Origin of the sequence: Nonomuraea sp. B10E15 (assembly GCF_039871615.1) — a bacterium.
Taxonomy (GTDB): domain Bacteria; phylum Actinomycetota; class Actinomycetes; order Streptosporangiales; family Streptosporangiaceae; genus Nonomuraea.
Genome location: NZ_JBDPMB010000022.1, coordinates 21,156 through 40,547, shown reverse-complemented (window position 1 = coordinate 40,547; position 19,392 = coordinate 21,156). Strand labels below are relative to the sequence as shown.

General features: G+C 70.3%; 20 protein-coding genes. 8 read left to right on the top strand and 12 right to left on the bottom strand.

Going from position 1 to position 19,392, the window contains the following annotated elements; translation table 11 throughout:
- Positions 1 to 55: 55 nt before the first annotated feature.
- Complete coding sequence (locus tag ABGB14_RS39705; protein ID WP_347649017.1) at positions 56 to 259, top strand: zinc ribbon domain-containing protein; 204 nt, start codon at positions 56 to 58, stop codon at positions 257 to 259.
- A 78-nt stretch (positions 260 to 337) separates the two neighbouring features.
- Here the strand turns inward: ABGB14_RS39705 and ABGB14_RS39700 are convergent, their stop codons facing one another.
- The 3 genes from ABGB14_RS39700 to ABGB14_RS39690 all read right to left on the bottom strand — a co-directional run bounded on the left by ABGB14_RS39700 (position 338) and on the right by ABGB14_RS39690 (position 3,811).
- Positions 338 to 832 (bottom strand): WYL domain-containing protein, encoded by a 495-nt coding sequence (locus tag ABGB14_RS39700; protein WP_165974528.1) that lies wholly within the window; start codon positions 830 to 832, stop codon positions 338 to 340.
- A 107-nt stretch (positions 833 to 939) separates the two neighbouring features.
- Complete coding sequence (gene ilvD, locus ABGB14_RS39695) at positions 940 to 2,778, bottom strand: dihydroxy-acid dehydratase (protein ID WP_347649016.1); 1,839 nt, start codon at positions 2,776 to 2,778, stop codon at positions 940 to 942.
- A 205-nt stretch (positions 2,779 to 2,983) separates the two neighbouring features.
- Positions 2,984 to 3,811, bottom strand: coding sequence for a nuclease-related domain-containing protein (locus ABGB14_RS39690; RefSeq protein WP_347649015.1), 828 nt, complete (start codon positions 3,809 to 3,811; stop codon positions 2,984 to 2,986).
- Between the two features lie 239 nt (positions 3,812 to 4,050).
- Between ABGB14_RS39690 and ABGB14_RS39685 the strand changes: the two genes are divergently transcribed.
- Together ABGB14_RS39685 and ABGB14_RS39680 are read left to right on the top strand one after the other, a co-directional pair.
- Entirely contained in the window at positions 4,051 to 4,341 is a 291-nt protein-coding gene (locus ABGB14_RS39685) for a hypothetical protein (RefSeq protein WP_347649014.1), read from the top strand.
- A gap of 7 nt (positions 4,342 to 4,348) precedes the next feature.
- Complete coding sequence (locus tag ABGB14_RS39680) at positions 4,349 to 4,711, top strand: DUF5130 family protein (RefSeq protein ID WP_347649142.1); 363 nt, start codon at positions 4,349 to 4,351, stop codon at positions 4,709 to 4,711.
- Between the two features lie 15 nt (positions 4,712 to 4,726).
- Here the strand turns inward: ABGB14_RS39680 and ABGB14_RS39675 are convergent, their stop codons facing one another.
- The 3 genes from ABGB14_RS39675 to pepN all read right to left on the bottom strand — a co-directional run bounded on the left by ABGB14_RS39675 (position 4,727) and on the right by pepN (position 9,666).
- Positions 4,727 to 5,677 (bottom strand): hypothetical protein, encoded by a 951-nt coding sequence (locus ABGB14_RS39675; protein ID WP_347649013.1) that lies wholly within the window; start codon positions 5,675 to 5,677, stop codon positions 4,727 to 4,729.
- Positions 5,678 to 5,732: 55 nt separating this feature from the next.
- Positions 5,733 to 7,010 carry a serine/threonine-protein kinase gene (locus ABGB14_RS39670; protein ID WP_347649012.1) on the bottom strand — a complete coding sequence of 426 codons (1,278 nt, stop codon included), beginning with the start codon at positions 7,008 to 7,010 and terminating at the stop codon, positions 5,733 to 5,735.
- 94 nt (positions 7,011 to 7,104) lie between these two features.
- Complete coding sequence (gene pepN / locus ABGB14_RS39665) at positions 7,105 to 9,666, bottom strand: aminopeptidase N (protein WP_347649011.1); 2,562 nt, start codon at positions 9,664 to 9,666, stop codon at positions 7,105 to 7,107.
- A 90-nt stretch (positions 9,667 to 9,756) separates the two neighbouring features.
- Here pepN and ABGB14_RS39660 point away from each other — a divergent pair, with 90 nt between their 5' ends.
- Both ABGB14_RS39660 and ABGB14_RS39655 read left to right on the top strand, forming a co-directional pair.
- A complete protein-coding gene (locus ABGB14_RS39660; RefSeq protein WP_347649010.1) occupies positions 9,757 to 10,377 on the top strand; it encodes a disulfide bond formation protein DsbA in 621 nt (206 codons plus the stop codon).
- 129 nt (positions 10,378 to 10,506) lie between these two features.
- Positions 10,507 to 11,910 carry an aldehyde dehydrogenase family protein gene (locus ABGB14_RS39655; protein WP_347649009.1) on the top strand — a complete coding sequence of 468 codons (1,404 nt, stop codon included), beginning with the start codon at positions 10,507 to 10,509 and terminating at the stop codon, positions 11,908 to 11,910.
- A 25-nt stretch (positions 11,911 to 11,935) separates the two neighbouring features.
- On the opposite strand, the gene ABGB14_RS39650 is transcribed toward ABGB14_RS39655, so the two are convergent.
- Positions 11,936 to 12,664, bottom strand: a complete 729-nt coding sequence (locus ABGB14_RS39650) for an SDR family oxidoreductase (RefSeq protein WP_347649008.1) — start codon at positions 12,662 to 12,664, stop codon at positions 11,936 to 11,938.
- A 9-nt stretch (positions 12,665 to 12,673) separates the two neighbouring features.
- The gene (def, locus tag ABGB14_RS39645; protein WP_347649007.1) at positions 12,674 to 13,159 is read right to left on the bottom strand and encodes a peptide deformylase; all 486 of its coding nucleotides are present in this window, start codon (positions 13,157 to 13,159) and stop codon (positions 12,674 to 12,676) included.
- A 91-nt stretch (positions 13,160 to 13,250) separates the two neighbouring features.
- On the opposite strand from def, the gene ABGB14_RS39640 reads away from it, so the two are divergent.
- Positions 13,251 to 13,718 carry a ribose-5-phosphate isomerase gene (locus ABGB14_RS39640; RefSeq protein ID WP_347649006.1) on the top strand — a complete coding sequence of 156 codons (468 nt, stop codon included), beginning with the start codon at positions 13,251 to 13,253 and terminating at the stop codon, positions 13,716 to 13,718.
- Here the strand turns inward: ABGB14_RS39640 and ABGB14_RS39635 are convergent.
- Complete coding sequence (locus ABGB14_RS39635) at positions 13,715 to 13,861, bottom strand: hypothetical protein (RefSeq protein ID WP_347623940.1); 147 nt, start codon at positions 13,859 to 13,861, stop codon at positions 13,715 to 13,717. The two genes, ABGB14_RS39640 and ABGB14_RS39635, sit on opposite strands and share 4 nt — an antisense overlap.
- A 15-nt stretch (positions 13,862 to 13,876) precedes the next feature.
- Positions 13,877 to 15,106 (bottom strand): GNAT family N-acetyltransferase, encoded by a 1,230-nt coding sequence (locus tag ABGB14_RS39630; protein ID WP_347649005.1) that lies wholly within the window; start codon positions 15,104 to 15,106, stop codon positions 13,877 to 13,879.
- A gap of 118 nt (positions 15,107 to 15,224) precedes the next feature.
- On the opposite strand from ABGB14_RS39630, the gene ABGB14_RS39625 reads away from it, so the two are divergent.
- Positions 15,225 to 16,340, top strand: coding sequence for a PP2C family protein-serine/threonine phosphatase (locus ABGB14_RS39625; protein WP_347649004.1), 1,116 nt, complete (start codon positions 15,225 to 15,227; stop codon positions 16,338 to 16,340).
- A gap of 114 nt (positions 16,341 to 16,454) precedes the next feature.
- Here ABGB14_RS39625 and ABGB14_RS39620 read toward each other — a convergent pair whose 3' ends face one another.
- Complete coding sequence (locus tag ABGB14_RS39620; protein ID WP_347649003.1) at positions 16,455 to 17,051, bottom strand: response regulator transcription factor; 597 nt, start codon at positions 17,049 to 17,051, stop codon at positions 16,455 to 16,457.
- Positions 17,052 to 17,206: 155 nt separating this feature from the next.
- On the opposite strand from ABGB14_RS39620, the gene ABGB14_RS39615 reads away from it, so the two are divergent.
- Positions 17,207 to 18,511 carry a site-2 protease family protein gene (locus ABGB14_RS39615; protein ID WP_347649002.1) on the top strand — a complete coding sequence of 435 codons (1,305 nt, stop codon included), beginning with the start codon at positions 17,207 to 17,209 and terminating at the stop codon, positions 18,509 to 18,511.
- A gap of 13 nt (positions 18,512 to 18,524) precedes the next feature.
- Here ABGB14_RS39615 and ABGB14_RS39610 read toward each other — a convergent pair whose 3' ends face one another.
- The gene (locus ABGB14_RS39610) at positions 18,525 to 19,349 is read right to left on the bottom strand and encodes a hypothetical protein (protein WP_347649001.1); all 825 of its coding nucleotides are present in this window, start codon (positions 19,347 to 19,349) and stop codon (positions 18,525 to 18,527) included.
- Positions 19,350 to 19,392 lie beyond the last annotated feature (43 nt).

Sequence of the window (19,392 nt, the reverse complement as noted above, 5' to 3'; positions counted from 1 at the left end):
GGCCGGGCGCGGCGGCCCTTGGTGGCCGCACGGCGGCCGGAGGTAGACTCGGCGCATGCCGCGATACGACTTCCGCTGCCGCGCCTGCGGCTCCACGTTCGAGGTCTCCCGCTCCATGTCGGCCGCCAACGACCCGGCCGCCTGCCCCGAGGGCCACGACGACACGGTGAAGCTGCTGTCCACGGTGTCCATGACGGGCGGCGCGGCCGCACCCCAGGGCGGCGGCGGTTGTTGCGGCGGAGGCTGCTGCTCCTCCTGAGCGTCGGCGAGATCCTCCGGGGCCTGCCGCCACCGGCCCGGCGGCCGGGGGCGGCAGGTCGAACCGGTGGTGAGGTTCCTACGCGGCCCTGGCGCGCTTGCGGCGCTGGAACGGCAGGAACCGGTCGGCGAGATGCGGTCGGGACGGCGTGAGCGTGGGCTCGACCGCGATGATCCGGTCGAACCTGAACGCCCTGATGGCCCGGCGCATCCTGCACACGCCGACCAGATACCAGTATTCGCGGTGGACCAGGCAGGTCACCGGCTCGACGTCGCGCGCGGTGACGGTGCCGTAGGCGTCGCGGTAGTGGAGGCGGATCATGAGGCGGCTGGTGATGGCGTCGGCCATGAGCCTGGCCCGGGAGGCGACGTCGACGGGCAGCGGCTCGGTGAGGGTCGCGAGGGTGGTGGAGATGACGTCGTCGTCGAGCTCCAGGTGCTCGAGTGCGTGCTGCAGGCCACGCCTGGCGGTGACGGCCTGCGGGCCCGCTCCGAGGTGGGCGAGGGAGAGGGCGAGGGCGGCGATCTCGGCGGTCGTCAGCGGGCGAGTATCGTGCTTCACGACTGTCGTCATACCCCAAGAATACGGACGACCACTGACAATTTTCGAAAATCTGTGCGGCGAGGGAAGAGCCTGTACGGCAGGCGAGAACCCGGTCGCCTGCCGTACAGGAGCAGCGCTTATCGCGACAGCTGCGACAGGTCGCGCGAGGCGCCCGTGGACGCGGACGTCGTCATCGCCGCGTAGGCCTGCAGCGCCACGCTGACCGGACGGTCGCGGTCGCGCGGGCGGAAGCGACCCAGCTCGGCCAGCAGCCGCTCGCGCCGGGCCGCCAGCTCGGCCTCGGCCACCCGCAACTCCATCGACCGGTTGGGGATGTCGATGTCGATGATGTCGCCGTCTTCGACCAGCGCGATCGTGCCGCCCTCGGCCGCCTCTGGCGAGGCGTGGCCGATCGACAACCCCGAGGTGCCGCCGGAGAAGCGCCCGTCGGTGACGAGGGCGCAGGCCTTGCCCAGGCCCCTGCCCTTGAGGAAGGAGGTCGGGTAGAGCATCTCCTGCATGCCGGGCCCGCCCTTGGGGCCTTCATAGCGGATGACCACCACGTCGCCCTCCTTGACGCGCCCGCCCAGGATGCCCTCGACGGCCTGCTCCTGCGACTCGAACACCACCGCGGGCCCGCTGAACTTCCAGATCGACTCGTCGACCCCTGCGGTCTTCACGACCGCGCCGTCACGCGAGATGTTGCCGTAGAGGACGGCAAGCCCCCCGTCGGCGGTGTAGGAGTGCTCCATGTCGCGGATGCACCCCTCGGCCCGGTCGAGGTCGAGGGAGTCCCAGCGGTTGTCCTGCGAGTAGGCCTTGACCGTGCGCACGTTGCCGGGCGCCGCGTGCCACAACTCCACGGCCTCCGGCAGGACCGACGGCGAGCGCACGTCCCAGCGGGCCAGCACGTCGGCGAGCGTGCCGCCGTTGACCGTGGACACGTCGCGGTGCAGCAGACCGGCCCGGTCGAGCTCGCCCAGGATGGCCGGGATGCCGCCGGCGCGGTGCACGTCCTCGACGTGGAACTTGCTGGTGGCAGGGGCGACCTTGCACAGGCACGGCACCCGCAGCGACAGCTCGTTGATCTCCTTGAGGCCGAAGTCGACCTCGGCCTCGCGGGCCGCGGCCAGGATGTGCAGGATCGTGTTGGTCGAGCCGCCCATCGCCACGTCGAGGGTCATGGCGTTCTCGAACGCCTCGCGGGTCGCGATCGAGCGCGGCAGCACCGACTCGTCGTCTTCCTCGTAGTAGCGGCGGCTGATCTCCACCAGCTGCCGGCCGGCGTCCTCGAACAGCTTCTTGCGGGCCTTGTGCGTGGCCAGGATCGTGCCGTTGCCGGGCAGCGCGAGGCCGATCGCCTCGGCCAGGCAGTTCATCGAGTTGGCGGTGAACATGCCGGAGCAGGAGCCGCACGTCGGGCAGGCGGCCTCTTCCATCTTCAGCAGGTCGGCGTCGGAGACGGACTCGTCGGCGGCGGCGATCATCGGGTCGATCAGGTCGAGCTTCCTGCCCGGCGTCTTGCCGGCCTCCATGGGCCCGCCGGAGACGAAGATCGTCGGGATGTTCAGCCGGAACGCCGCCAGCAACATGCCCGGCGTGATCTTGTCGCAGTTGGACACGCAGATCAGCGCGTCGGCGCAGTGGGCGTTGACCATGTATTCGACGGCGTCTGCGATCAGCTCGCGCGAGGGCAGGGAGTAGAGCATGCCGCCGTGGCCCATCGCGATGCCGTCGTCGACCGCGATCGTGTTGAACTCGCGGGGGATGCCGCCGGCCTCCCTGACGGCCGACGCCACGACGTCGCCGACCTCGCGCAGATGCACATGGCCGGGAACGAACTGCGTGAAGCTGTTGGCCACCGCGATGATGGGCTTGCCGAAATCGCCCCCGGCTACGCCGGTCGCCCGGAGCAGGGCCCGGGCACCGACCATGTTCCTGCCGTGGGTGACTGTACGTGACCTGAGGGCCGGCATTGCGCTTCTCCCATCGCTAGCAAGTCTTCACATGTTACGGCCACCCGCCCGGCAACTGAGACGTCTGTCCATGCATCGGACTGCCGCCGGCCGCCCGCGTCACGACGAGGAGCGGGCGGGGCGCACGAAGAGGCCGCTCCGAAGGGCGTTCAGCCTGCGGCGATGGGAGAGAGGCCGCCGGCCGAACGCGAAGCCGCCAAGTGGCTCAGTCTTCGCCGTAGCGGGCCGGGAGCACCTGGGCGGCGATGTCGTAGATCCGGTCGATCTCGCCCTCGGTCAGCGCCCGCTCGCGCTTGGTGATCCACTTGCGGGCGCGGTCACCCTGGTAGACGTCCACGCCGCGGATCGTCATGATCTTCCAGGGCACCTGCGGCCCGTAGATGGCAAGGGAGGGCACGACCGAGACCTCGCGGCCGAACAGCTTGCTGATCAGCTCGCTCGCCTGCGACGCCTCCCACTTGGCCTCGTTGATGCGGGGCTTCATGTCGAACGGCCCGTGGAAGAGCTTCTTGCCCATCTGCACGCGCACGGGCAGCCGCTTGTCCCACTTCTCGGAGTCGACCGCGTAGACGCCCGTCGGGCCCACGACGAGGTGGTCGATCTGGGCCTCGCTGTCCGGGATCGCCCTGGCGTGCAGCGTGCGGTAGCCGTTGCGCTCGAGCTTGCGCAGCTGCGCCTCGGTGCGACGCTCGGCCACGGACGTGCGCCGCCACGCGGGCACGGAGGAGTTGGATCGCGCCCGATAGATCGCCTCCGCGATGGCCGCGAGCACGCCCGCGGTCACGCCGGCCCGCCAGTCGCCCACGAGGAAGCCCGCGACGAGGCCGACGACCACCGCCAGGATCGCGCGGTTGCGCAGGCGGCGGACCCGCGGCTGCTGCAGCAGGCTGCGCACGGACACGCGCTTGACCGGCGCGTATGTGGAGGTGGGCGCCGAAGGCTTCGCGGCGGCGGTCTGCTCGCTTTCTGGCTTGTCGCTCACCCAGATGGGTGACGCGTTGTGACCGTCTTCTCGCTGGATGTCGGAGTCCACGTAACTCACCGTAGCCCGGGGGTTCGATCGATTCCTAGTGTTGCCGTGTCCATAGTTTTATGGCCCAGCTCATCGTGTTCCACGCGTGTTTTCCGGGTATGTCTTACGTTCTTCTCTAGAGATGCCCAGGGGCCTGTTGAAGATCCTAACGTGGCGTGGGGCCTACTGATCATGTGTTGTGTGCCGGACACCCCGTGACGGGTCTGGCCGGACCCGCCGCAGCGGTTTACGGTCAGGGTGTGAACAGCGCGGCGGAGATTCTGCTCTTGCTCATCGGGGTGTCCATGGGGCTGTTCGTGCTGATCAGCCTGCTGGTCATGGTGCCGGGCCGGGCGCCACGGCGCCGGAAGGGATCGTGGCCGGTGTGGGTCGGCGGGCCGTCAAGGAGCGAGCGCGGGGTGAGCACGTCCGCGCTGGTGCTGGCCGACCGGGTGGCGCACTGGGCGGACGTTCCCGAGCACGACTGGGTGGCCGCCGCCGAGACGGCCGAGCCGGGCAGGCGCGTCGGCGGCGCGTCCGCGGGGTGGTGAGGTGACGATGCGCGGACTGACCGCCCCACAGGCCGACGACATCAGGAAGGCCGTGCAGGCCGCCGAGCAACGAAGCGGCCTGCGGTTCGGGTTGTTCATCGGCCGGCCGGAGGGCTCGAGGCGGCACTTCGCCGAACGCCTGCACGCCGCCCTGGGCGACGAGGCCGCCGGCGCCGTGGTGATCTTCGTGGATCCCGTGGGGCGGGCGCTGGAGATCGTCACCGGCGACACCGCCCGGCTCCGGCTGCCCGACAGCGCCTGCCGGCTGACCGCGATGTCGATGGCCACCTCTTTCAGCGCGGGCGACCTGGTGGGCGGCCTGTTGTACGGCATAGCCGCCCTCGCGGAGCAGGCCGCGGCCCGCCGCTGATCCCCGCCCGGGGCTTCAGCCGCGTTCGAGGAGGCTGACGATGTGCCGGCTGACCCCGTCGAGCAGGGTCGCCGGCTCGATCGGGGCGTCGGCGACGGCCGAGAACAGCGCGGGCAGCCCCGGCAGCGGGAACCCGTCGTCCTTCAGCGCCGCCGACCCGATGGCGTTCTTGTCGAGCCCGGCCCGGCTGCGCTCCCACGCGTCGAGCACCTCCTCCGGCGACGGCACCCCGAATCCGTGCCCCACCGGCGCCGCGTGGCGCAGCCGGACGAGCGGGGTCTCGGCGAAGGCCAGGGCCGTGCGGGCGCGCAGCTGGAGCTCGGCCCGCGGCTCCGGCTCGATCCAGTCCATGGCCGTGCACGGGTTGCGGCAGGTGGCGACGCACACGGCGAGCGCGCCGGCGACCTGGCTGTGCTGGCGGTCGAAGTAGGCTCGCCAGCCCTCGCCCGGCTCGGCCGACACCCGCAGGGTCCGGTTGGTGGCCGACTGCTCGGACTTCGTGTGGTCGCACTCCCGGTCGCCGATCACGCCGAACCTGCTGCCCGCCACGCTCAGCGCCTCGGGCCAGCGCGCGGGATCGCCCGCGTGGCCGAGCTGCGGCTCGAAGGCCAGCAGCGGCAGGTATTCGCTGGCGATGTGCACCGCGGCGATCATCGGGCTCAGCTCGCGCCTGTGCCACCGTACGGAGATCACCTCGAGCAGCAGCTCGTACGCGGGCCGCAGGGACTCCAGCGCTCCGCGCGGCTGCTCGCGCGGGGTCTGCGGCATGTGACAGGCTCGCGCGCGCCGCCGCAGGTCGGCGGGCACCACCCGGGCCTCGGCCGCGAAGTCCTCGGCGTCGAGCGAGAGCAGCCGTTGACCGAACTCGCACACCTCGGCGACGTCGGCTGCGGGTGCCAGCGCACCGAGGTCGGCGAAGGCATAACGGCGGGCAAGGGCGACAAAAAGGTCACGAGTCGAGTCCACGCGAAGACTTTCTCACGTTCGGCGAGCCGCTAAGGACGCCGGCGCTGCAGGCCTGTCACGGGCACGGGGCCCGGACGCACTGGATCTCGCCCGGAGGCGGCGGCCGGGAGATCGTGGGCTCAGACGTCGGCTCCTCGGGGACCTCGGTCGTGGGCTCCTCGGTCGGCTCGGGCTGGGGAGTGGTCGGCGAGACGGTCGGGGTCTCGGTCTCGGTCTCGGTGGCGGTGACCGTCGGGGTGGGCGTCGGCAACGCCGTGGTGGAGCGGGAGGGCCTGGGATTGGAGGTGCGCTTGGCCGGCGGCACCGGCTGCTTCGTGGTGGCCGAAGGCGACGGCGAGGTCGCCATGGCCGTGGCGGTGACGGTCGGCGGCTCCATCCGGCCCACCGTCGTGGGCGTCACCGGACGCAGCCAGATGAATCCCGCCACCGCCGCGGACACCGCCACGGCGGCGGTGATGGTGAGCACCGCCCGCACCGGGCGGCGGCGGCGCGGCACGGGCAGCGTGGTGGGAGAGGTCAGCGCCCTGCGCGCGGCCTCGGCCATCAGCGCGGCCGACGGCCAGCGCACCTCGGGCGTCTTCTCCAGCGCCCGCTCCACCACCTGCCGCGGCCCGGCCGGCACGTCGGCGGGCAGGCGCGGGACGGGGGAGTTGAGGTGCTTGAAGATGATCTGTACGGGCGTGTCGCCCCGGAACGGCAACTGCCCGGTCAGGCACTCGTACGCCACCACGCCCAGGGCGTATACGTCGACCGCGGGGGTCACGTCGCTGCTGGTGGCCATCTCGGGGGCGCAGTAGCCGGCCGAGCAGAGCATCGTGCCCGTGGCCGTCAGATGCCCCGCGGAGGCGGAGTGGGCGATGCCGAAGTCGGTGAGCGCCACGCTGCCGTCGGGCCTGATCATGAGGTTGGCCGGCTTGACGTCGCGGTGGACGATGCCCTGCGCGTGGGCGGCGGCCAGCGCGTCGCCCACCTCGGCGACCAGCCGCATGGTGACCTCCGGGCCGAGCACTCCGCGCCGCAGCACGTGGTCGAGCGACTCGCCCTCCACGTATTCCATGACCAGGAAGCTCACCTGGCGGCCGTCGACCTCGCTGACGCCGTAGTCGTAGACGTCGACCACACCGGGATGCCGGAGCGTGGCCATGGCCCTGGCCTCGTTCTGGAAACGCTGGGTGAAGGAGGGGTTCTCGGTGAGCGCGGGCATGAGCACCTTGACCGCCACCGCGCGCCCGAGAACCGTGTCGTCGGCACGCCAGACCTCGCCCATGCCGCCGCCGCCGAGACGGCCGGTCAGCACGTAGCGATCATTGAGCGTGGTCCCGGCGCCTAGCACGTACTTGAGGCTAACATCGCCGGTGCGCCGCCATGGCCAAGTCGGCGCAGCTCGCGGGCCCTCGCCGGGACGGCGGGGGCCCGCGGCGGGCGCGTCAGGTGGCGGCGTCCGTCTTCCGGTTGCGCAGGGCCCTGCTCACGCCGTCGGCGCCCTCGAGGATCAGCCGGCGCAACGCCTGCGGCGGCTCCTCGTCGGCGAGGTAGCGCTCCGCCGCCTCGACGGTCGCCGGCTCGATGAGCAGCGCGGGGAAGCATCCCACGGCGAACGTGGACGCCTGGTCGAACGTCCATTCCTTGTAGATCCGTCCCACCTCGGCGAAGTATTTCTCGCGGTAGGGGTCGAGCAGCTCGGGGTGGCGGGGGTCCTGGAAGCCGCCGATGGTCGTACGGGCGATGTGGTTGGCCAGCTCGCCGCCCACGATCCGGTCCCACGCGGCGGCCTTGGCCTCGGCGGTCGGGATCGCGGCCCGGCAGTGCGCGGCCGAGCGCTCACCCGTCGCCGTAGGGTCGAGCTCCAGCTCGGCGTCGATGTCCGGCTCGGTCAGGCGGCCGCAGGAGACGAGCGCGTGCACGAGCGACCAGCGCAGGTCGGCGTCGACGGTCAGGCCATCGGGGACGGCCGAGCCGTCGAGGATGCTCTGCAGCAGGTCGAGGTCCTCGTCGGAGCCGGCCACGGGTGCGAACGCCTGGAGGAAGGCGAGCTGGTGGTCGGAGCCCGGCTCGGCGGAGGCGAGCAGCGCGCGCAGCTTGCCGGCCAGCAGCTCAAGGCCCTCCTGCCGCCACGCCGGGTCGGCGTACTGCTGCACGGCCATGCGCGCCTGCCGCAGCACCGCCTGGAGGACGGTGATGTCGGAGACCGTTTCCACGCCCGAGACGACCAGCCTGACGTAGTCGCGCGTGGACATCTCGCCGTCGCGGGTCATGTCCCAGGCCGCGGACCAGCACAGGGCCCTCGGCAGCGACTCGGTGAACGCGGCGATGCCGCCGTCGACCAGCGTCTTCAAGGAGCGCTCATCGAGGCGGATCTTGGCGTAGGTCAGGTCGTCGTCGTTGATCAGCACGAGGTCGGGCTGCTCCTCGCCGACGAGCTGGGCCACGTTCGTACGGGCGCCCACCACGTCGAGCTCCACCCGCTTCGTACGGGTCAGCTCCCCGCCGGCCATGGAGTACAGGCCGATGGCGACCCGGTGGGAGCGCAGCGTCGGGTGGTCGGCCGGCGCCTCCTGCAGCACCTCGAACCGGGTGAACCGGCCTCCTGACACCTCGAACGAGGGCCGCAGCGTGTTGACCCACGAGGTCTCCAGCCACTCCTTCGACCAGGACGACAGGTCACGGCCCGACGTGCGCTCCAGCGCGGTGAGCAGGTCCTTCAGCTCGGTGTTGCCCCAGGCGTGCTCGGCGAAGTAGTCGCGCACGCCGGCGAGGAAGTTGTCCAGGCCCACGTAGGCGACGAGCTGCTTGAGCACCGAGGCGCCCTTGGCGTAGGTGATGCCGTCGAAGTTGACCTCGACCGCCTGCATGTCGGGGATGTCCGCGGCGATCGGGTGGGTCGAGGGGAGCTGGTCCTGGCGGTAGGCCCAGGCCTTCTCCACGTTGGCGAAGGTCGTCCACGCGCCCTTGCCCCACCGCGTGGCCTCGGCCTGGGCGAGCACGGACATGTAGGTGGCGAACGACTCGTTCAGCCACAGGTCGTCCCACCAGCGCATGGTGACGAGGTCGCCGAACCACATGTGCGCCATCTCGTGCAGGATCGTCTCGGCGCGCCGCTCGACGACCGCGTCGGTGACGCGGGAGCGGAAGACGTAGTCCTCCAGGAGCGTCACGCAGGCGGCGTTCTCCATGGCGCCGGCGTTGAACTCGGGCACGAAGAGCTGGTCGTACTTCCCGAAGGGGTAGCGCACCCCGAACACCCGGTGGAAGAAGTCGAAGCCCTGCTTGGTGACCTCGAAGATGTTGTCCGCGTCGAGGTGGCCGGACAGCGAGGCCCGGCAGTAGACGCCCAGCGGGATGCCGTCGTGCTCGGAGGTCACCTTGTGGTACGGGCCGGCCACCAGCGCGGTGATGTAGGTGGAGATGACCGGGGTGGGCGCGAACTGCCAGCGCCTGGCGGCGGGCACGGCGCCGTGCTTGCCCGCCTGCTCGGGCAGCTCCTCCACGCCGGTGGCGGTGGCGTTGGAGATGACCTCCCAGCTGGCCGGGGCCAGCACGGTGAGCTGGAAGGTGGCCTTGAGGTCGGGCTGGTCGAAGCAGGCGTACATGCGGTGCGCGTCGGCCGTCTCGAACTGGCTGTGCAGGTAGACGTTCTTGTCGACCGGGTCGACGAAGCGGTGGAGCCCCTCGCCGGTGCGCATGTAGGAGCAGTCGGCGTCCACGCGTAGTTCGTTGGCCTCGGCGAGCGAGGGCAGCGGGAAGCGCCCGGCGGCGGCGTCGTAGCTCGCCACGTCGAGCTCCTCGCCGTTGAGCACGACCTTGCGCACGCGGGCGCCGTGCAGGTCGATGAAGGTGGACGCGCCCGGGCTGGTGCTGGCGAAGCGGACCGTCGTGACGCTCTCGAAGCGCTCGTCCCCCTCCGTCAGGTCGAGTGCGACCTCGTAAGACTCGACCTTCAGCAGCCGGGCGCGCTCACGGGCCTCGTCTCGGGTCAGGTTGCCTGCCAAGTTGCGCTCCTTTTCACCGCTTCGTAGAAGTTTGTCGGTATCCTGCCACGGCGGGAATAGGACCCGAACCACCTCAGGTTATGGCCCCACGTGACTGAAAAGATTCCCGTGGACCTGTGGTTCGACCCATCCTGCCCCTTCGCGTGGGTGACGTCACGGTGGCTGATCGAGGTGGCGAAGGTTCGCCCCATCGAGCCGCGCTGGCGCATGATGTCGCTTCACATCCTCAACGAGGACAAAGACGTCTCCGACGACTACCGCGAGCGCGCCGCCCGGGCCATGGGGTCGGTCAGGGTGGTGGCGGCCGCCGCCGCCAAGCACGGCGAGCAGGCCGTCGGCGAGCTCTACACCGCTCTCGGCACGCTGCTGCACAACGAGGGCAGGAGCCAGGAGCCCGAGCGGCTGCGCGAGACCGTCGAGGCCGCGCTCGAGCGGGCCGGCCTCGACACGAGCCTCGTCGAGGCCATGCACTCCGAAGAGTGGGACCCGACCATCCGCGCCTCCCACGACGAGGGCATCACGCTCGTCGGCCAGGAGGTCGGCACGCCCATCATCCGCCTCGGCGCCAACGCCTTCTTCGGGCCCGTGATCACCCGCATCCTCCGAGGTGAGGACGCGGGCAAGCTCTGGGACGGCGTGCTGGCGGTCACCGCGTACGAGGACTTCTTCGAGCTGAAGCGCACGCGCACCAAACGCCCGCAATTCGACTGACGTTTCCGTCTATGCCCTTTGCGTCGTCTTACGCTGGCGGTGGAATAAAGCCGGCGGTGGTGGAGAAGGCTCATCCCGACCAGGGATGAGCCCTTTCATTGCCGTGTCAAGCGCTGTCAAGATGGTGCCATGCGTCAGCTCTATATCGGCGGCTCCTGGACAGCCTCGACTTCGGACGAGTCCATCGAGGTTGCGAACCCGGCCACGGAAGAGATCATCGACCGCGTCCCCGCGGGCACGCCCGGCGACGTGGATGCGGCCGTGCAGGCGGCCAGAAGAGCCTTCCCCCGATGGGCGGAGACCCCCGCCGCCGAGCGCGGGAAGTTGCTCGGCGACGCCGCTGACCTGCTGAGACAGCGATCTGACGAGATCGCCAAGACGATCGCCACCGACATGGGCGCGCCGCTCGGCTTCGCGCTCAAGGTGCAGACGCTCATGCCCGCGACCGTGCTGTCCTCCTACGCGCGCCTGGCGGAGAGCCATCCGCGTGAGTCGCGGGCCGGCAACTCGCTGGTGCTCAAGGAGCCGGTCGGGGTGGTGGCGGCGATCACGCCGTGGAACTATCCGCTGCACCAGATCATCTGCAAGGCGGGTCCCGCGCTGGCCGCCGGTTGCACCGTGGTGCTGAAGCCGAGCGAGGTGGCGCCGCTCGCGGCGTACGCGCTGGCGGAGATCTTCGACGAGGTCGGTCTGCCCGCGGGCGTGTTCAACCTGGTGAGCGGGCGTGGACCGGTGGTCGGGGAGGCCATGGCCGCCCACCCTGACGTCGACATGGTGTCGTTCACCGGCTCGACCGGCGCGGGCCGGCGGGTGGCCTCGCTCGCGGCCGAGTCGGTCAAGCGCGTTGCCCTCGAGCTGGGCGGCAAGTCAGCAAATATCATCCTTCCCGATGCCGACCTGCCCCTGGCTGTCAAGGTGGGCGTGGCCAACTGCTTCGTCAACGCCGGCCAGACCTGCTCGGCGTTGACCCGCATGATCGTCCACCGCGACCAGTACGACGAGGCCGTGCGGCTGGCCGTCGAGACGGCGCGCGGCTACACCGTCGGCGACCCCTTCGACGAGTCGACCAGAATCGGCCCGCTGGTGTCGGCGACCCAGCGACAGCGCGTCGTCCGCTACATCAACAGGGGCCAGGAGGAAGGCGCCAGACTGGTCGCCGGCGGCACCGAGCAGCCTCACGAACGGGGCCACTACGTCGAGCCGACCGTGTTCGCGGGTGTGGAGCCGGGCATGACGATCGAGCAGGAAGAGATCTTCGGCCCCGTGTTGACGCTGATCCCGTACACGACCGAGGACATGGCCGTCGAGATCGCCAACGGCACGAAGTACGGCCTGGCCGGAGCCGTCTGGGCGGGCACCGAGGAACACGCCGTGTCGGTCGCCCGCAGGCTCCGCACGGGCCAGGTGGCCGTCAACGGCGGCCGGTTCAACCCGATGGCGCCGTTCGGCGGCTACAAGCAGTCGGGCGTGGGCCGGGAACTCGGCGAGTACGGGCTCGAGGAGTTCCTGGAGATCAAGGCGCTGCAGCTGTAGCCGCCTGAGGTGCCGCGCCGGCGGGTCAGACGAGCAGCCCGCCGGTGGCGTGCACGTTGTGGCCGGTGACCCAGCGCCCGTCCGGCCCCGCCAGGAAGGCGACCACGGCGGCGAGGTCGTCTGGCCTGCCGAGACGCCGCAGCGCGGTCAACGCCTCCGTCTGCTCCAGCGCCTCCGGCGGGTTGGCGCCGTGCAGCATGTCGGTGTCGGTCGCGCCGGACGAGACGACGTTCACGGTGATGCCCCGCCCGCCCAGCTCGCGCGACGCCACCTTGGCGAACTGCTCGACCGCCCCCTTGCTGCCGCAATAGAGCATCAGACCGGGCGCGGGCACCTGGGTGTTGAGCGTCGAGATGGTGATGATCCGCCCGCCGTCGCGCATGACGCGGCCCGCCCACTGCGTGGCCAGGAACACCGCCCGGGTGTTCACCGCGAAGACCCGCTCGTAGTCGTCGCCGGTGATGTCGGCCAGCGGCTTGCTCAGGCTCAGCGCGGCGTTGTTGACGAGGATGTCAAGCCCGGGCAGCCGCGCCTCCGCCTCGGCGAACAACCGCTCGAGATCGTCCTCGTCGCCCAGATCGGCGCGTACGGCGTGTGCCCCCGTCTCCTTGGCCACCTGCAGCGCCGCCTCTTCGGAGCGCTCGTAGCAGAAGACGACCTGCGCCCCGTCGCCCGTCAACCGCTCCACGACGGCCCGGCCGATGCCTCTGGAGCCGCCGGTGACCAGTGCGCCTTTTCCTGAAAGTACGCTCATGCGGCCAACCTACGCCCTGAGCATGATCTCGCGGGCTTCGTTTCTGGGGAGGCGGTCGACGTACAGCTTGCCGTCCAGATGCTCGGTCTCGTGCTGGAAGCAGCGCGCCAGCGATCCGCGCGCCTTGACGCGCACGGGCCGCTGCAGCCGGTCGACGCCCTCGACGGTGACGCCCGCGGCCCGCGCGACAGGGGCGTAGATCGGCTGGCCCGTGCGGCGGTCGGGCACCGACAGGCAGCCCTCCTCGTCGAGCGCCTCCTCCGGGTCGTCGACGGTCAGCCGCGGATTGACCACGTGACCCTTGCGCCCGCTGATGTCGTAGACGAACAACCTCCGTGACACGCCGATCTGGGGGCCCGCCAGGCCGACGCCGTTGACCGCGTACATCGCCTGGAACATCTCGTCGATCAGCCGGCGCAGGTCGCGGTCGAAGTCGGTGACGGGATCGGCGGTCGTGCGCAGCACCGGATCGCCGATGATGCGGATCTCGCGCATACGATTTCTGCTTTCGTAAGGACTGGACAGCGGAACAGGTCCTTACTCTACAAGAGGGCCTGATCGGCGAGGGCTGTGGAAGACTGGTCATGTGCGTGTCTACATCGGTGCCGACCATGCCGGCTATGAGCTGAAGAACCACCTCGTGTCCTGGCTCAAGGACCACGGTCACGACGTGATCGACTGCGGTCCCTTCGTCTACGACGCGGAGGACGACTATCCCGCGTTCGTCCTGCGCGCGGCCGAAGGCGTCTCGGGCGACCCCGGCAGTCTGGGGGTGGTCATCGGAGGCTCGGGCAACGGCGAGCAGATCGCCGCCAACAAGGTGCGCGGCATCCGCGCGGCACTGGCCTGGAGCGATGAGACGGCCGCCCTGGCCCGCGAGCACAACAACGCCAACGTCGTCAGCGTCGGTGCGCGCATGCACGCCCTCGACGAGGCGACCAGGTTCGTGGAGGTCTTCCTGACCACGTCGTTCTCCGGCAGCGAGCGCCACAGCAGGCGGATCGCCCAGCTCGACACCTACGAGACGATCGGCCAGCTGCCCTCCCTGCCCTAACCCTTGCGCTTGGGCTCGCGCCTGGGCATCTCGTCACGCAGAGGCCGCCGGTCGGCGGCCTCCTGCTGCTCTTTCGACGGTCTCGACACGTCGCGGGCACGCATGGCGACGGTCGCGGTGATCTGCAGGCTTTGCAGGGCCATGTCCCCGACCCTACGTCAGAACGTCAGCCCTGCCCATGGCTTCGGGTTCCACGACATGGCGGTGGCCAGCGAACGCAGCGCGCCGGTGGAGTGCTCGTGCACCAGCCCCGCCGCCAGCTGCTGCATGAGCAGGCCGTCACCGAGGAACGCCGAGCCGAGCGAGGCCACCGGCAGCGTCACGTCAGGCTGGTCCTCGACGGGCGTGCACGCCGCGCCCGCGGGGCCGGCGGCCAGCCGCCAGCGCCGGGCGTTCCACGGGCACACGTCGTCCTCGACCTCGATCACCACGTCCACAGGCGCGGAGTACGACCGGGAGACGAGAGCTTTTTCCACCTCGACCACGCGTACCCACAACTCGTCGTTCCAGCTCGCGCGCACCTGCCGCGGGTCGGCAAGCAGCGTGAGCAGGGGGTCGTCCACCGGCCTGGGGCGGGCGTCGATCCGTGAGACCAGATCGCGGTCGAGCACGCTGCGCCACAGCAGCGCGTACGCCGCCGGGTCGGCCGCCTCCAGCTCCAGCAGCTTCAGCTCCCCGTCGGGGAGGCCGCTGGCGTCCCACGACGACTTGATCCGGAACAGGGCGTAGCCGCGCACGCCGCCGTTGTCCTCGGCCAGCACCGAGCGCAACGGGCCGGCCCCGCCCTGGTCGGCCTCCTCGTCGGCCAGCACGGCGTCCCAGAACCGCGCGTTGCGCTCGTAGCGGCCGGGACGCCGGGCCACGACGGAGGCGAACACCTTCTCCAGGTCGGCGCGTACGTCGGCGGGCCTGGCGACCCTGAGCCTGAGCGACGGGTCCGACGGAGCGTTGCCGACGAACGCCGAACCCTGCTTCCTGAGGTGGAACGACAGCTCGCTCGACGCCCTGCCGTAGCCGTACCTGCCGTAGATGGGAGCCTCGGATGCGTAGAGAGCGGCGACGCTCTCCCCACGCTCCCGGATGTCGGAGAGCTGCCTGCGCATCAGCGACGACAGAACGCCGCGGCGGCGATGGGAGGGCAGCACGCTGACGGCCGTCACGCCCGCGACGGGGAGTTGCCCGCCGGGGACGGTCATGGTGAGGCTGTAGATGGAGGTGACGCCCGCGATGAGGTCTCCGTCGAAGGCCGCGAGCGTGCGGTCGAACTCCGTCTCGGCCTTGTAGCGCTCGTTCTGCGCGGGATTCGGCCGCCAGCCGAACGCCTCTTCGAGCACCAGCGCGAACGCCGGCCACTCGGACTCGTCAATCGGGCGGATCGGATACGTCATCTGTCCACGGTAGGAGCGGGCAAAGCGGGAGGGCCACCGAATATACGTGCTTAATGATCAAGGCCTTGGTCAAGTGGGCTGCCCAAACACCGGTCAGACCGATACAGTCAGGCCCATCATGAGTTCCCGACCGGCGCCGCTGATCCCGCCACGGGTCCGTGCCGTCCTGGTGCGGGTGCCGGGGCTGGTGGCGGCCGTCCGGTTCATCCGGCGGGGGCCGCTGGCCCGCGACCGCAACCTGCTCCTCACGCTGACCGTTCTCGCGCTCGTCATCGGGTTCCTCGCGGTCGAGGCCTCGACCGAGTGGTTCTCACCCTCCCTGCTCATCCTCGTCACCCTGATCGGCGGGCTCCAGCTCCGGCTGCGCAGCCTGGTCAAGCTCCTCGTGGGCGTGGGCGTCGCGCTCGGCTACATCGCGATCGCGCTGGGCCCCGCACGGATCGGCGTCGGACTGACCGTGACGATCGTGTTCACCACGGTGCTCGCCGTGCTCATGGCCCGCACCAGGGGGAAGCTCGGCGTGCAGGGGCTGCGCGGCGACGCCATGCTGCTGGAGTTGCGCGACCGCCTCAAGAGCCAGGGCGAGCTGCCCCCGCTGCCCAAGGACTGGGGCGGCAAGGTGGTGCTCAAGCAGGCCGGCGGGTCGTCGTTCGGCGGCGACTTCCTGGTGTCCATGCGCGACGGCAACTCCGTCGAGATCGCCCTGGTCGACGTGTCCGGCAAGGGCGTCGACGCGGGCACCAGGGCGCTGCTGCTGTCCGGCACGTTCGGCGGGCTGCTCGGATCGGTCGACGACTTCCTGCCCGCCTGCAACACCTACCTGCACCGCCAGCGAGGCGACGAGGGGTTCGTGACCGCGGTGCACGTGCGGCTCGACCTCGACACGGGCGACTACACGATCACCTCGGCCGGACATCCGCCGGTGGTGAAGTTCGACGCGGGCACCGGCAACTGGCAGGTGGCCTCGGCCAAGGGTGTGGTGCTCGGCGTGGTGCCCGACCTGCACTGCGAGCCCGACAGCGGCACCCTGCGCAAGGGCGATGCGCTGTTGCTCTTCACCGACGGCCTCATCGAGCAGCCGGGGCGCGACATCGACGCCGGGCTCGACCGGCTGCTCGGCGAGGCGGAGCGGCTGCTGCCGTCCGGTTTCCGCGACGGCGCGCGCCCGCTGGTCAACGCCATGGCCTCCGGCCACAACGACGACTGCGCATTGGTGCTGATCTGGCGCCCCTGATGACGAACCACATGGTTCAGGTCGTGTTGGCAGTCACTGGCAGCGGGCTCGACGCTGCTGAGATCCTCTAGAGGTTCGGGCCCCGGCGGAGCGGCGCGGCTCCACCGGGTCCCGTCACAGCCAGCCCTGGTCGCTGGCGATGCGCACGGCGTCGAGCCGGTTGCGGGCCCCGGTCTTGCACATGATGCGCGACAGATGGTTGCGCACGGTGCCCACCGACAGGAAGAGCTGGTCGGCGATCTCGGTCGAGCGGGCCCCGCCCGCCGCGACGCGCAGCACGTCGAGCTCCCTCCTGGTGAGCGGATTCGTCTCGCACTGGAGCGCGGCCGCGGCCAGCTCGGATTCGATGGCCCGGCGGCCCGCCGCCACCAGGCGCACCCCCTCGGCCAGCCGCTCCGGCGGCACGCACAGGCTCATGAATCCCAGCGCGCGCTCGGCCAGCGCCCTGCGCACCTGCCCTGGATGGGGATCGGCCGACAACATCAGCACCCTGCAGCGCGGCGCCTGCTCGGAGAGCCCGGCCAGAACGGAGCTCCCCGGCAGGCCCGCGTCGACCACAGCCACATCGGGGCAGCTCTCGACGGCCGCCCGCACCGCGTCGTCCGCGCATCCCGCCTGCGCCACGACCCGCAGATCGGGCTCGGCTCCAAGGATGGCCAGCAGGCCACGACGCACCAAGGGCAGGTGCTCTGCGATCAGTATGCGGATCAAGGACTCCCCCTCCATCGTCTCTTAGGGTGATCGTTTGATCGCGTACTGTCAATGCGTTCCAAAAGGCGGGCAAGCCGTACCGGGCGGCAGATTCGACTACCCTTGGGTTGGCGATTTCTTCGCCGGTCCTGCCGTCTGCCGTGGAGCGCGACTCGATGAACTGGCTCTATCTCGTGGGGATCATCCTTTTCCTCCTCGGGCTGATGTTCTCCATCGCGCTGCATGAGCTCGGTCACCTGGTGCCCGCCAAGATCTTCGGCGTGCGGGTGACCCAGTACATGGTGGGTTTCGGCTCGACGGCCTGGTCACGGCGGAAGGGCGAGACCGAATACGGCATCAAGTGGATCCCGCTCGGCGGCTACATCCGCATGATCGGCATGCTGCCGCCCCGCCCGGGTGACGACCCCTCCAAGGCCAGGAGCACCGCGACGGGCCCGTTCCAGGGGCTCATCGAGTCCGCCCGCGACGCCGCCCTGGAAGAGGTGCGGCCGGGCGACGAAGACCGCGTCTTCTACCGCAAGAAGTGGTGGCAGAAGGTCATCATCATGTCCGGCGGCCCGGCGATGAACTTCGTGCTGGCCTTCGTCTTCTTCAGCATCCTGCTGGTCGGCATCGGCCTGCCGACGTGGGCCCCGATCGTCTCGCCCGAGACCAACACCTGCGTGATCCCCATCTCCGAGCAGCGCAACGTCTGCAAGCCCGGTGACCGGCTCACCCCGGCCGTGCAGGCGGGCCTCAAGCCGGGCGACCACCTGGTCTCCTTCGACGGCAAGAAGATCGACGACTGGGTCGTCGCCACCGACCTGATCCGCTCCCACGGGGCGGGCGCCGTGCAGCTCGGCATCGTCCGCGACGGCAAGCCGATGACGCTCACCGTCACGCTCATCGCCCAGGACCGGCCCAACCTCGAAGACCCCGAGAAGATCGACAGAAACGTCGGCTTCCTCGGCGTGCTGCCCACCGAGGTCATGCAGCAGCAGAGCATGGGCCAGGTCATCGGCTACATGGGCGAGCTGACGGGCAGGGTCGCGAGCTCGCTGCTCAACCTGCCGGAGAAGATGGTCGGTGTCTGGCACGCCGCCTTCTCCGGCGAGGAGCGCGACCCCGAAGGCCCGGTCGGCGTCGTCGGCGCGGGCCGTATGGGCGGCGAGATCCTCGCCTCCGACCTGTCCAACGAGAAGAAGATCGCCATCTTCGTCAACCTGCTGGCCGGGTTCAACCTGGCGATCGGCATGTTCAACCTCATCCCGCTGCTGCCGCTCGACGGCGGGCACATCGCCGGTGGCCTGTGGGAGGGCATCAAGCGGGCCTACGCCAAGATCCTGCGCAGGCCCGAGCCCGGCTACGTGGACATCGCGAAGGTGCTGCCCCTGACCTACGCGATCGCCATCGTCATGATGATCATGGCGGGCCTGCTCATCTACGCCGACCTGGTCAACCCGCTGCGGCTGACGGGCTGACGGCCGGGCTGTCTCAGCCCCGCGTGAACGGTGCCACGACAGGGCCGAAGGCCGCGCCCAGGGCGAGCCAGCCGAGAAGGACGGCGAGCCAGATCAAGGCGCGTCTGCTCGGCGGGGGACCGCTGCGCAGCAGTGAGATCCCCAGAGGGACCAACGCGACGCAGAGCCCGCCCGCGGCGATGACGGACTGCGGGATCTGAGTGCCTTTGAGCGTCCCGAGCGCGAGCGCCGACATCAGGCCGAGCGCGACCGCACGGCCCAGCCCCAGCGCGCCGGAGCGGTAGGCGCCGATGGCCAGCACGATCCAGCCCAGGAAGGCCGGCCCCGACAACGTCCTGAACGGATGCCAGCGCGTGTCCCGCCATGCCAGATAGTAGTCGTCGATACCGCTGATCATCGATGGCAGGCCCAGGCTGTCGGTCAGGTGGAAGGCCAGGTGGTCGGTGCCGTACTGGAAGGCCCGGGTGAACAGGCCGGCGATCACCAGGCATCCGCCCCACAACCCCCACAGCGGTCTGGTGGCGGCGATCCTCTGCGCCAGCGTCATGATCGCGGGACACAGCAGGATGATCCCGCAGGCGAAGCAGGCGTAGGCGGCGGTGACGAGGGCGGGGTGCCCGGTGTAGGCGGCGAGCTGATCAGGGAAGAAGAAGTGGAACGGGGAGCGTAGGAGGATCCCGGTCATGAGCAGGGCGGGGCCACCGATCAGCGCGACGGCGCTCACCCATCGTCCGGGGAACGGCGGTTGCCGGCTCAGGGCGGCCGTGGCGTTGGCGGCAAGCCGCTCCGCTTCGGCCTGTCGCCACCGGGTGATGCGCCGGCGAAGCTCAACATTCATGCGTTCCTGCCCGTCGTGTCGGTGTCGCCGCGGCTCGGTGTGC